Raw genomic sequence first — 12,745 nt, 5'->3', positions numbered from 1 at the left:
GCCGAAGATGCTCGGCCGTTCAAGCCAGCCGCTCTAGCGAGCGAGCCAGCTCAGACTTGTCTCTTACCGTTTCGCAGTTCTGCCATATATTTCAAAATATGAGAGTCCGGCGGACGATTGCGTGGCGTTTGGAGCTTTGGCGGTGGATGCCGTCAATCCTTGCTTTGCTGCTGACGTTGTTCTCGGCTTTGGGCCTGGCGACGCCCGCATCCGAAGCGGAGCGTGTCGCTATAGTCCTGAAGATGAGCGGGGCGATTGGCCCGGCGACGGCCGATTATGTAAGACGCGGCCTTCAGCGGGCCAATGAACGCGGCGCCAGCCTGGTTGTCCTGCAGATCGACACGCCCGGCGGTCTCGACACGTCGATGCGCGACATCATTCGTGCGATCCTTGCCTCCTCGATACCGGTCGCGAGTTTCGTTGCACCCAGCGGAGCACGAGCTGCTAGCGCCGGCACCTATATTCTTTACGCAAGCCATATCGCGGCAATGGCACCGGGCACCAATCTGGGTGCGGCGACGCCGATCGCACTTGGCGGCCGACCATCCGATGATGACCGGAACGACAGCCCTGATACGACCGGCAAGCAGCGGCAAGTGCCGGGCGCTGCCGGCGAAGCGAAGGCGATCAACGATGCGGTGGCCTATATCCGCGGGCTTGCGGAACTGCGCAATCGTAACGCCGACTGGGCGGAGCGCGCCGTGCGCGAGGCCGCAAGCCTTTCCTCCGCCGCAGCTCTGCGTGAGAAGGTCATAGATTTCGTGGCGGCCGATATAAACGATCTCCTGGCACAGGCGCAGGGTCGGGTCGTGCGGGTCGGTCAAACGGATGTCCGGCTCCAAACATCGGGTCTCATAGTCCAGGAACTTGAACCGGACTGGCGAACCCGCCTGCTTTCGGTGATCACCAATCCGAACATCGCGCTGATCTTGATGATGGTCGGTATCTACGGCCTGATCTTCGAATTTCTGACGCCTGGGACGCTGGTGCCGGGAACCATCGGCGGCATCTGCCTGCTGCTTGGTCTCTATGCTTTGGCCTTGCTGCCGGTGAGTTTTGCGGGCCTCGGGCTGATCGTTCTCGGCGTGGGTCTGACGGTGGCCGAGGCGCATTCGCCCTCCTTCGGCGCACTCGGCGTCGGCGGCGGCATCGCACTGATGCTCGGCGCTACCATCTTGTTCGACACGGACATACCCGGGCTTAAGGTTTCCTGGTCGGTGCTTGGCGCAATCGCCGTCGCCTGCCTCGCTCTTAGCCTTGCCATTGCCCGTCTCGCCTACATCTCGCGCCGGCACGATGTCGTCACCGGCGGCGAGCAGATGATCGGAATTTCAGGCAAGGTCGACAGTTGGACGGGCATCTCGGGCTACGTCATCGCCCATGGCGAGCGCTGGAAGGCCATTTCAACTGAGCCGCTTTCCGCCGGCGACGGCGTGAAAGTGACAGGCCGGGATGGGTTGACGCTCGAAGTGGTCCGCAGTTCGCAGGAGGCCTAACCGCCTTCAGGATGCAGGAGGAAAAGTCATGGGCATGTTTTCAGATCTCGCCTTCTACCTTGTGATTATCTTTATTCTGCTCGTCGTCGTCGCATCTGCGATCAAGATCCTGCGGGAATATGAACGCGGCGTGGTTTTCACGCTTGGCCGTTTCACCGGTGTCAAGGGGCCAGGCTTGATCCTGCTCATCCCCTATGTCCAGCAGATGATGCGGGTCGACTTGCGCACGCGGGTGCTCGACGTGCCCGGCCAGGATGTCATTTCGCATGACAATGTTTCGGTCCGCGTCAGCGCGGTGATCTATTTCCGGGTTGTCGATCCCGAGAGGTCGACGATCCAGGTCGAGGACTTCATGATGGCGACGAGCCAGCTCGCCCAGACCACACTGCGCTCGGTGCTCGGCAAGCATGACCTCGACGAGATGCTGGCGGAACGCGACAAGCTCAACATCGACATTCAGGAAATCCTGGACGCCCAGACCGATGCCTGGGGCATCAAGGTCGCCAATGTGGAGATCAAACATGTCGACATCAACGAATCGATGATCCGCGCAATTGCCCGTCAGGCGGAAGCCGAGCGCGAGCGGCGTGCCAAGATCATTAATGCCGAAGGCGAGCAGCAGGCTGCAGCCAAACTGCTTGAAGCAGCCGAAATCCTCGCCAGGCAACCCGAGGCAATGCAACTTCGTTATTTGAGTACCTTGAACGTCATCGCCGGCGAAAAGACCTCGACGATCATTTTTCCATTTCCGATGGAGTTCGGCAATTTGATGCCGCCCAAACCGGACCGATGACGACGCCTTGAATGCGCTGTTTTTGCCGATGGAGCAATGGTCCTGCGGTCAAGGTGTCAGCTAAGAAGTGCGTTTGAGATCTTCATCGACAACGCCATAATGCCGGTGCCGCTACCTCGCGGCACAAGCCGAGCATGGTGTCGCGCGATGGGCTGTGGAAGACGTGAATGGCAATTTCCTAGACCTTTGCCTTGGTGCGACGCGACGATGGCCCACGCGGCTTCGGGGTAGCCCTCGAAATCTGGTCCAAAGCCGCGACGGCGAAACTGAAAGCCGACCTCACCGCGCTGACTGGATCAAGCAAAAAGTGGAAGCCGCACTTGTAGGCGTCCCACATCCCCTGACGCGCAAAGGCGCAGCCAGGCCTCGTCTTTGACAGCGCCGGGGCGACGCTGTAATTCTGTCGCATGGTAGTACGTACGACACCTCTAGGTCTGCTGATCGGCCGTACCGCCAAACGCGTGAATGGTGCATTCGAGCGGGCGCTGGCCGATGCTGGCGCCACTGTGCCTGCGTGGCTAGTGATCATGAACCTAGCGAGACACGGACCGCTTCGCCAGACCGACCTTGCCGAAAGGCTCGGGGTAACCGGACCGACGATGTCTCATCACCTCGAGATGTTGTCCGATCGGAACTGGATCACCCGCGAGCGGCCAGCGGACAACCGTCGGACCCAGATCGTCACGCTCACAGATGAGGGCCGGCGCATGTTTGTCCGCCTGCGCTCAGTCGCGCAAGGCCACGATCGAAATCTCCGTCGAGGTTTGACGGAAGAGGAAGAGCAGGCGCTGCGCAATCTGCTCATAAAGGTCGCCGCGAACATCAGCCAATAGACGCCGTATCGTTTCGGAAGCTGCTAGCCCGACAGCCGTTGGGCGCGACCTGCGGCTTTTGTCTCCATCAGAGCCAGTCGCGGATTGGACTAGGCCCGGTTACCCGCGCGGGCCGCACTTGGCGCTGCAAGCGCGCCAGGATACGGCGCAGATTGATTGACATCTAACAGTTAGACATCTATCTTTTGATGAAATTTGGGAGGCCGCCTTGGCAACTGCTTTAAAGGTTGAACTTGCATCACTTCGACAAGGCGATGGCTTGACGGCGGCCTTCGAGGGACGGGCCCACGAAGCGCCAGTGTCCTTTTTCGAGGTCGACATGGAGGAAGGCGGGAACGTGCCACTCCATCGCCATCCCTACGCCGAGCTGTGGATTGTGGCCGACGGTGAGGTCGCGTTCACGGTTGACGGCGAGAGCGGGCCAGCGCGGGTTGGCGAAGTCGTGATCGTGCCGGCAGGCATCGCCCACTGCTTCCAAAATACCGGGCGCGGCCGGTTGCAGATGACCTGCATCCACGCAAGCGACACGTTCATAACCGAATGGCTCTGACGATCGAGGAGGGAATCGCATGCAATCGAGTGCCGCTGCAATACTGGAGCGCTGGAGCGAAGCAGAGCGTCGCGGAAGCGCGCTCGACCTCTTGGAGGTCCTGGCGGACCAGTTCGTAGGTGTCGGCCCGGTCGGCTTTGTTCTAAGCCGAGAGACGTGGGTCGCTCGCTTTGCCGATGGCTGGGCTTACGAGAGCCTCGTTCTCGATGACGTGACGTTTCGGGGAGCGGGCGACTGGCGAATTGGGGTGGGCACCGTGTCGCAAGAAGGGGTATTTCAGGGAAGGCGCACAGAGGGCAGATTCCGCGCCACCTTCGTATTGGACATCGGCCACGGTAAAGTGGTGGCCATCCAGTTCACGCCGATCGCTGAGCCTCCAAAAACCGTGAAGACCTGAATCTACGTTCCCGGCTCCGTCCGGTTACCAGTGGTGACAACCCACGCTCCCAAAGCGTGATGCGGAAGCTCGGACTTGTCCGCGATTCATCGGCTTCCATGCCACCGCCACACTCACCTCCATCGTGAACGGCCACAAGCAGAGCCAGATCGACGATCTGATGCCGTGGAATTATTCGGGGCGGACAAACGGCTGAAGTCTGCAGTCGGCCCGAAGCGGACTCTTATGTTAGGCGGGAACCACCAGCTGAGCTAGGGCTAGACCGAGGCCGGACGAGCCTAGCGTCGCCTGTCGCCGCGCACGAAGGGGTGCATCCTCAATGGCGCTCAGCATCGGACCGTGAACGTGAGCGCGGGCTGTGGTTAGGTGATGACGCCGCCGGGTTTCTTTTTCATCATCTCTGCATAGGTCTCGGCCATCCTCTCGGTCTCCTCGAGGTAGGGGGCTGCGCTTGGACGAGATCGAACCAAATCGTACAGCGTGGCAATTGACGGAAAATGCATGCATACGGTTTCGCGGTCGAGATACGCGACCCAAAAGCTCAAATAGAAATCTGCAAGAGAGAAGCGGGTTCCTAGGACATAGGGCCCCCTTTTTGCCAGTCTAGTATTCATGACGTTTAAGCGGCTGAGGACGAGCGACTTTGCCAGATCCTGGATCCCGGCGTTGTCCTCTCTTCTCAGCGAGAAGCGGTGCGGGAAATGGAAGCGCTTCATCTCGGATTGTATGTCCGCGGCGATGTGGAAAACCGTAGAGAGAAAAAGTCCCCTGTCCGGATCCGTCAATTGAGGAGCAAGATCTGTAAGTTGGTGCCGGTCAGCCAAGTATAGCATCAGAGCGGCTACTTCATAGAGTGCGTCGCCCTCAGGGGTAATCAGCACTGGCACCAAGCCGGCTGGGTTTATGGCGAGGAATGTCGCGGAGCAGTGCTCGCCGTTCAAAATGTCTATTTTTCTGAGTTCGTACTCTATTTTGCCTTCCCCAAGCACCCATTGGACAAGCGGTGCGCGGGTGAAGTCACCCCCATAGAGAATGTACATCGGCCTCTCCCCGTAGTGAGTTTTCCCGGTGCGTTTCCTGAGGCAGATGACGGCTGCCCAGCGATCTTGTTCGGCGATCGCACTATACGCGGTTGCGGATCAGATCGCCTCCTCGGTCGGCGGCAGCTTCTGGCGCATTCTTGCCATCAATGTCATAGCGGTAGTTTCGGAATGGCCTATCGCGCTTGGTCAATGTGCGAGGAAAACACCGCTTACGCTCAGCATCCGGTCCTGGACGTTCTCAAAGCCGACGATCATCGCAGCAAGCGCGATGGCTTTGTCGCGGTCTGCAGTGTTGGTTATAAAGCCTTCGAGCAGGACGACAGGGCCGAGCATGCTGATCTCGATGGCGCTGCTGTCGATATCCGGATCGGCGGAAAGGGCTGCTTCGATTGTGGCGATGGTGGACGCCGAACTGTGGCCTTGCGAGCAGCGCTCTTCGTGATCGTAGTTACCCGGGCCGAACTTCATATTCTCCTCCTGCCCCGCTCCTCCACCGACCTTCACGTTACCTCAAATTACATATGAGCAGCGTGTCCCGACGTCGCCAGCCGGACTTAAGTCCAGCTTCCCCCCGGCACGATCCGGCCTAGATTCTCCTAATCCTTGTTGAAAGGACGTCAGGGAGGTTTTAGCCATGTAGCTTAACTCCAGTCGGAACCTCCCTGATGACGCGTCGAGTTGTCGATCGTTGTAAGGGATCTATCTTTGCAGCAGCTGGAGAACGGTTAGTGGTGCCGCTCGCGCGTCAACGGTAAGTGTTCGATGTCGAGGGATCGGGGCCATTGCGACACGGCAACGATGCGCCAACATCGGACCGCCAACGTTCCGGCTATCGGCACGCGAAAAGCGAGTGTCGAAAGAGATGTCTGTTTCCTTTCAAGAAAATTGCAGAACGGCCGCGGCTGCCCCAAGGTACAATATCGCGAAGGACCGCCGTTTGGTAGGTTGCGCGCTGTGAGCCTCCTTTCGCAAACCGAGGGACCTCACGCTTGGGCGGTGCCGTTCCCAATTGAAGGGCGTCCGAAACTTAAATTGCTCCAGTTGTTCGATTGAATTCAGAGTGGATACGCGACTGCGGCGCTCGTTGAATTTTGCTGCCGTGCGTTCGGATGGTTCGTCGTTCGGCCGGAATTTACAACGGAGGAGTCACATGTATCGCAAGATCATCTACGGCATCGGAGCATTGGCTGCTTCGGCCGTTCTCTGGGGCGCGCTTGTCCCGGCGCAGGCACAAGAAGCGCAAAAGCCCAACATCGTCGTCATCATGGGCGACGACATTGGCATGTGGAACATCGGCGCATACCACCGCGGCTTGATGGCCGGCCGTACGCCGAACCTCGACAAAATCGCCGCCGAGGGCATGCTGTTCTCCGACTATTACGCCGAGGCGAGTTGCACGGCGGGCCGGGCGAACTTCATCACAGGCGAGCTTCCGATCCGTACCGGCATGACCACCGTCGGGCAGGCAGGTGCCAAGACCGGCCTACCGGCGGAAGCCGTGACGTTGGCGACTGCCCTCAAGGACATGGGTTATGCCACCGGCCAGTTCGGCAAGAACCATCTTGGCGACCTCAACGAGTTCCTGCCGACGGTTCACGGGTTCGACGAGTTCTTCGGATATCTCTATCACCTCGACGCGATGGAAGACCCCGCGCATCCCAACTACCCGCAGGACTTGCTGGACAAGGTCGGGCCGCGCAACATGGTCCATAGCTGGGCAACGACAACAGACGACGCGACCGTAGACGGGCGCTGGGGGAAGGTCGGCAAGCAGAGAATCGAAGACGCCGGCACGCTCTATCCGAAACGGATGGAAACGGTGGACGACGAGATCCGCGACCAAGCCTTGAAGTTCGTGGAGAAGGCCAAGGCGGAGAACAAGCCTTTCTTCCTGTGGCTCAATCCCACCCGCATGCACGTCATCACTCATCTTTCGCCCAAGTATGAGGCGCTGCGGACTGCGGAGAATGGCTGGTCGCTCCAGGAAGCCGGCATGGCTCAACTCGACGACGACGTCGGCTTGGTGATGCAGAAACTCAAGGATTTAGGCGTCGACGACAACACCATCGTCCTGTTCACGACCGACAACGGCACGGAGACATTCACGTGGCCGGACGGCGGCAACACACCCTTTCGGGGGCAGAAGGGTACGATTTACGAAGGTGGCTTCCGCGTGCCGGCTTTTATTCGCTGGCCCGGCCAGATTCCTGCCGGAACTGTGGAGAATGGCCTGATCTCCGGACTGGACTGGCTGCCGACTTTCGTGGCCGCTGCCGGAAATCCGAACATCACGGACGAACTGTTGAAGGGAAAGCAGATCGGAGACCGGACCTATAAGAACCATCTCGACGGCTACAACCAGTTAGATCTGCTCACCGGCAAAGGCCCGTCGAAGCGCCACGAGATCTTCTATTTTGGCGAAAGCACGCTGGGCGCGGTGCGCATCGATGACTACAAGTATCGCTTTATCGAGCAGCCGAATGGCTGGCTCGGAGCCAAGGAGCATGTCGACGCGCCCTCAATTACGAACCTGCGCCTCGATCCCTTCGAACGCCTGGGCACGCCGGCAAACGGAACGCTGGACGGCGCACAGGGGTATTTCAACGAATGGTTCATGTTCCAATTCTGGCGCTTTGTGTTTGTCCAGCAGGAAGTCGGGAAGCTGGCGGAAACCGCCATCGAATTCCCGCCGATGCAGAAAGGAGCGAGCTTCAACCTCGACGCCGTCAAGGCGCAAATCGAGGCGGCCAGAGCCGCAATGGCGAAATAACCGAAGCTATGTTGCGGGCGGCTTGCAACGGCCGCCCACCATTCCGGACCGTGGTCATTCCCGCCTTCAATGCTTCCCGCTATGTTGAACCTACACTTCGATCTGCCGGGCGCCAAACCTATCAGAACTTGGAGATAATAGTCGTCAATGACGGAACCGGCTGGTTGCGCTTTGCTCGCGCCGCAGACCAAAAAAAGGAGCCCGCCGAAACGGGGATCGTACAGGCAGGAAGGGGTGGCGGAGGGCCCCGGGATTGGGGCCACCTGTACGATCCTTTTGGCCAAACAAAGATTGATCGAAAAGGTTCCTGTACGTTTCCGCACCAATGCTTGGATTAATCTGTACTTGCTCGACGATTGCCGAGTTCATAGAAGAAAAACCCCGCTGGAGCGGGGATCAGGAAAGGGGGTGTTTTCTGGGCTGGCGAATTAATTGCGCTGCAAAAACCATTTCGAACACAAATCATAAGTTTTCAATAAAACAATAATCCATGAACTGACTTTTCCCCAGATATCTGCTGAAAACTATCAAATTATCGAGCGACTTCGCTTTTCCGGCAAAGGGGGTTGTAGCTAATTACAAGAGATGACTTGTGGTTCATATATGTCGGATAGAAACTGTGCTTGACGGAGATGGGGGAAGTCGTCCGATGCATAGAACTATACTGACTGGACTATCTGTGATGTTTCTCGGAACGCAAGCTATTGCTGCTACCGCGATGATAGGAAAGGAGCTTCAGGCCCTGCTTTCAGACGGCAAAGTGATTGCGCTGGGCGGCCCAAAAGAGGGCTACAGTGGGGAGCTTTCTGTACTCAAGGACGGCACCGCACATGGTCAGGTTAAACTCGATTCCGGAGATGTAATCTCAATTGACGGCGTGTGGCACATTTCTGGCAACACGTTCTGCCGTACCTGGAAGGGGGGGAGGGACGCGGGCAAGGCGGTGTGTGATCCCTGGAATAATACAGGCCCGAAGTCTGTTAGCGTGTTGAACGGAAAAGAGAATATTGGCAGCAATTCTTGGAAATAGCCTCGAGGCCGTGACCGATTTGCAAGCCGGGCCGGGCGCTGCAAGCATCGGTGAAGCAGGTGAGCTGTCGTCCTCTTCCAATTGAAGGATCTCTCCAACATCGATCAAGAGGACCGTCGACCTGTTAAGCCGGGGCGGCCGCCCGGCTTAACAGGAGACAGCGGTTTTCGGGGTGAAAACCAGCCGAGCGACCGGCTCTCAAACCCGCCTGACGGTTCGCGGTTCCGCCTCTCACCCGAAAGGACTACACCTTCACGAAGCACGAAGCGTCGGCCCTGGGCGTCGTCGATCGCCGATACCGGGATGTCGTCGTCGACCGAAAGATGGAGGACGTGTTCCAGACGTCGGACGTCACGCCGGGGCATAGCTACTCCAGGGAAGCCGGATATGAACAGACCTAAAACGATCTCGCTCTAGCAGGTCGCGCTGCAGATCGGGTTGACCGAGGACGATCCATGACTTGGCCAGCTTTGCAACGTGCTATCCCGAGGCCTCGACAAGCTGGTCACGGACGGCCGCGTCCGGTATCCAAGCACCAGCGACGGACAGCCCCGTCTCTGCGAGCGCGCTGCCTGATCATTCCTGTCCGGACTGACTCCGTTTTCCCAGAGACGAGTGGGCGGCTGTTAGCTTGCTCATGGCATGGCCTACTCCCCCGCCTCTGGACGTGGCCATCAGCGTCCTATCACTCCGGCAATCCCGTTCCCAACAGGCCCTGTCTGAACTTCTCAGTCTGTTCGGCGGTTTCAACCACGATCCCTCGCGCCAAAAACTCTCCGATCGTCAGATCTGGATGATTTTCGCGAACGCTTTTGGCAAGTGCGGCAGCCTCGCGGGAGCGGCCCGCCATCGACAAGCAGGCGATCATGCGAGTGCTGGTATATTTTCCGGGGTTCGGTAGCTGCTTTAGCGCCGCTAGGGCCTGCTCGTAGTCGCCCTTAAAATAGAGAAGATTACCCAAAACTGCGTGATACCAGTGAGGCGGGTAGGGGTTGAGCCGCATCCCTTCTTCGACCAAAGGAAGCGCTTCGTCTATGCGGTTTCGCCTTGCCAGAAGTCCGCCGAGCTGGACCAATGCATGGGCGTCACTGGAATTGAGCTTATATGCCAAGCGGAATTCTCTCTCGGAGTTGTCAAAATCCTTCAAGTAAAGGTGAGCGAGCCCGAGTACACGATGGGCGCCAGCCTCTCCCTCGTCCAACTTTACGGCATGACGAGCGAGGGCGATCCCGTCGCGAAGTACACCCTCCGGCGCGTTGGCATAGCCGCCGACCGCTATCCTCGCCAACGCAAGATGAGCGTGTGCCAGTGCAAAGCCTCCGTCGCCGGCAACCGCTGCTTCGAACATCTCCACCGCCTTGACGTTGTCATCCGGCTCGTAGCCTCTGAGATGCACGAGCCCTCGCAGATAATATTCGTAAGCAGCGAGGCTGGCCGGCGGCCGCCGGAGGGACTCTCGATAATCACAGCTTTCAATTTGGCCCACGAGATTTGCGACAATCATTTTCACGATCTCGTCCTGGATGCCGAAAATATCTGCCGCTTGCCGCTGATATTTCTCAGACCAGACCAACCGCTCCGTGTCGGCTTGGATCATCCGCACCGTGATCCGAACCTCGTCTCCCGACCGACGCATGTTGCCTGTCACGAGATAGTTGGCAGCGAGCTTGCGCCCAACTTCCTTTAAACCCTCCGAGCGATCACGGAAGGCAAACGCTGAGGACACCGCAATCACCGACAGGCTCCTGAATCTTGCCAGACCGGAGATGATGTCCTCAGTAAAGCCGTCAACGAGGAACTCGTTCGCTGCATCATCTGCGCTTTGAAAGGGAAGGACGGCGACGACAGTTCGAATTGACTGCACTATCGTGGGAGTGCGAGGCCAATGCCATGCACGCACCGGCCTGGAAATATTTTTCAGATGTAGCAGTCCTCCATCTACAAACAGCCGCTGCAATTCCTCTGGAAGGATGTCGTGCGTTGTTTCTGAGATGCAGATGCCATCCGGTAACGCGTGTTGTTCGAGGCGCGCCGCAACATTCACGCCGTCGCCGAACACATCGTCCTGAGTGATCATGACCTCGGCGTAGTTTATACCAATTCGAATTCGAAGAGCATCGGTGCCACTGGCACCTACAGCCTCGCTTGCCAGCAGATGCTGTACCTGTAACGCCGTCGAGATGGCGACGGCCGGGCTATCGAAGATCGAAAGTAGGCCGTCACCCATAACTTTGATTGTCCGACCGCCACTCTTGAGGATTCGAGGCTTGAGGATCTCTTCTTGCAAGCGGCTAACGCTTGCCATTGTTCCTTCTTCGTCGGCTTCCATCATGCGCGAATAACCGACAACGTCCGTCGTCAGGATTGCCATCAATCGTCTGGTAGTGGGCGAAGAGGACATCTGTGACAAAACCCGAGTAAACGGCAAGTGCTTCGAATGGAATGTACAGTCTTACGGCACTGATGTCATGCACACGGAGGTGATCTCCGCGACGGCTGCCCTCTTTGAAGCGTGATTACATCTGATAACGCGTCATCAGTCGCCCTTGAGCTGCAATCCGATGGCTCGATCCCTCATTGATCCTGCATCTCAACTCATGTATATCCTCTGAGGTACGTACATCATATCCATGGCTTGAAGGCGGAGACGGGCGTTGCGAGGTCTGAATTCCAGACCTGCAGTTCGGCCATGCGATGAGAGGGATTTCGGGAGGGGATCATGACGGGTTTACAACTCAATCCAGATTTTGCCATCGCCGATGAACAGTCGCTTCGGGCGCTGTTCGAGCCGACCCATGCTCTGGCAATCGTGAAGTGTCAGAATTCGCTTGGCGAGCACGCGCAGGAATTCATTCGGCGCTCGCCATTCTTCTGCATCGGCACGCAGAGTTCGGAGGGAAGGGCCGACGTCAGTCCTCGCGGCGACCCTCCGGGCTTCGTCAAGGTTCTTGACGAGCGCACCCTGGCGATCCCGGATCGACCCGGCAACAATCGTCTGGATACCTTAAGCAACATCATCGCCAACCCGAACGTCGGGCTCTTGTTTCTTATCCCCGGTTTCGACGACACATTGCGCGTCAACGGGCGGGCAAGTCTGACCAACGATCCTCAACTATTGACGAGTATGAGCGTTGCCGATCGTCTGCCGAAACTCGCGATCATCGTCAACGTCAGCGAAGCCTTCATGCATTGCGCCAAGGCGTTCAGACGGTCCCGCCTGTGGAGCCCGGATCATTTCCAGGACCGCACGGAGATGCCCTCGCTCATGAAGATCATTCTGGACGAGACGACAGGGGCGCCGCGGGACGGGGATGAAATGCGCAAGATGGACGAAGACCTGGAACAAGCCTACCGAAGGACACTTTACTAGAGCCTTTCGGGGTTAGATTGAAGCATTCTGTTGGCTCAAACGGAATCGGATGGTCGACCGGCCGGCGCGCGCCGGCCGAAGGGGGGCGAGGCTTTTCAGGCCTTGGCGGCAGGCCTGCTGGTGGAGCGGTCGTGATCCGCAAGCTGGGTGGCAAGCTTTACGGTGGGGCCTTAAACTTCGAATGATCCCATACAAGCATGGGCGCGAAATTCGCACTTATATCATCCGCCCTTGCTGCATTTGCTCTAAAGCTCACCCCGCCCTCCGTCGTCCTCGGGCTTGACCCGAGGATCCATGCTGGCCTCCATCGGCAGCGCGTGGATCCCAGGCTCGAGGCCACTGCTGTCCGGTTTAAATTTTGTCACCATTGGAGGCTCATTTGGCCGAGATTTCCGGGGGGACTGTGGCTTGGTTTTAGCAGGCGGTCGATCCTTTTGCGGTGCATGAGGTTAGCGCGCACCAG

Annotated in this window: 11 protein-coding genes and 1 pseudogene; 9 read left to right on the top strand and 3 right to left on the bottom strand. The window is 58.2% G+C overall.

Going from position 1 to position 12,745, the window contains the following annotated elements; all coding sequences use genetic code 11:
* Positions 1–146: 146 nt before the first annotated feature.
* From GFM02_RS31795 to GFM02_RS31775, 5 genes are all read left to right on the top strand, one after another.
* Entirely contained in the window at positions 147–1,496 is a 1,350-nt protein-coding gene (locus GFM02_RS31795) for an NfeD family protein (RefSeq protein ID WP_168323889.1), read from the top strand.
* Positions 1,497–1,524: 28 nt separating this feature from the next.
* Positions 1,525–2,289: a slipin family protein gene (locus tag GFM02_RS31790; RefSeq protein WP_131666421.1), complete on the top strand. Its 765-nt coding sequence runs from the start codon at positions 1,525–1,527 to the stop codon at positions 2,287–2,289.
* Positions 2,290–2,696: 407 nt separating this feature from the next.
* Entirely contained in the window at positions 2,697–3,122 is a 426-nt protein-coding gene (locus tag GFM02_RS31785; protein ID WP_168323888.1) for a MarR family winged helix-turn-helix transcriptional regulator, read from the top strand.
* Between the two features lie 208 nt (positions 3,123–3,330).
* Positions 3,331–3,672 (top strand): cupin domain-containing protein, encoded by a 342-nt coding sequence (locus GFM02_RS31780; protein WP_246792523.1) that lies wholly within the window; start codon positions 3,331–3,333, stop codon positions 3,670–3,672.
* 19 nt (positions 3,673–3,691) lie between these two features.
* Positions 3,692–4,069: a nuclear transport factor 2 family protein gene (locus tag GFM02_RS31775; protein WP_168323887.1), complete on the top strand. Its 378-nt coding sequence runs from the start codon at positions 3,692–3,694 to the stop codon at positions 4,067–4,069.
* Between the two features lie 362 nt (positions 4,070–4,431).
* Here GFM02_RS31775 and GFM02_RS31770 read toward each other — a convergent pair whose 3' ends face one another.
* Positions 4,432–5,109 (bottom strand): glutathione S-transferase family protein, encoded by a 678-nt coding sequence (locus GFM02_RS31770; protein ID WP_168323886.1) that lies wholly within the window; start codon positions 5,107–5,109, stop codon positions 4,432–4,434.
* A gap of 189 nt (positions 5,110–5,298) precedes the next feature.
* Positions 5,299–5,580: a BON domain-containing protein gene (locus GFM02_RS31765; protein ID WP_168323885.1), complete on the bottom strand. Its 282-nt coding sequence runs from the start codon at positions 5,578–5,580 to the stop codon at positions 5,299–5,301.
* 682 nt (positions 5,581–6,262) lie between these two features.
* Between GFM02_RS31765 and GFM02_RS31760 the strand changes: the two genes are divergently transcribed.
* The 3 genes and pseudogenes from GFM02_RS31760 to GFM02_RS31750 all read left to right on the top strand — a co-directional run bounded on the left by GFM02_RS31760 (position 6,263) and on the right by GFM02_RS31750 (position 8,912).
* Positions 6,263–7,882, top strand: coding sequence for an arylsulfatase (locus tag GFM02_RS31760; protein WP_027668466.1), 1,620 nt, complete (start codon positions 6,263–6,265; stop codon positions 7,880–7,882).
* 8 nt (positions 7,883–7,890) lie between these two features.
* Positions 7,891–8,040: pseudogene (locus GFM02_RS35640) on the top strand (glycosyltransferase family A protein); the annotation flags it as partial.
* Positions 8,041–8,531: 491 nt separating this feature from the next.
* Positions 8,532–8,912: a hypothetical protein gene (locus GFM02_RS31750; protein WP_168323884.1), complete on the top strand. Its 381-nt coding sequence runs from the start codon at positions 8,532–8,534 to the stop codon at positions 8,910–8,912.
* Positions 8,913–9,597: 685 nt separating this feature from the next.
* Here the strand turns inward: GFM02_RS31750 and GFM02_RS31745 are convergent.
* Positions 9,598–11,283 carry an adenylate/guanylate cyclase domain-containing protein gene (locus GFM02_RS31745; protein WP_246764336.1) on the bottom strand — a complete coding sequence of 562 codons (1,686 nt, stop codon included), beginning with the start codon at positions 11,281–11,283 and terminating at the stop codon, positions 9,598–9,600.
* A 348-nt stretch (positions 11,284–11,631) separates the two neighbouring features.
* Between GFM02_RS31745 and GFM02_RS31740 the strand changes: the two genes are divergently transcribed.
* Positions 11,632–12,282 carry a pyridoxamine 5'-phosphate oxidase family protein gene (locus GFM02_RS31740; protein WP_168323883.1) on the top strand — a complete coding sequence of 217 codons (651 nt, stop codon included), beginning with the start codon at positions 11,632–11,634 and terminating at the stop codon, positions 12,280–12,282.
* Positions 12,283–12,745 lie beyond the last annotated feature (463 nt).

The organism is Rhizobium leguminosarum bv. viciae (genome assembly GCF_012276115.1).
GTDB classification, from domain to species: domain Bacteria; phylum Pseudomonadota; class Alphaproteobacteria; order Rhizobiales; family Rhizobiaceae; genus Rhizobium; species Rhizobium leguminosarum_T.
Note: the sequence above shows the minus strand (reverse complement) of the source record. Positions and strands in the feature narration are given on the sequence as shown.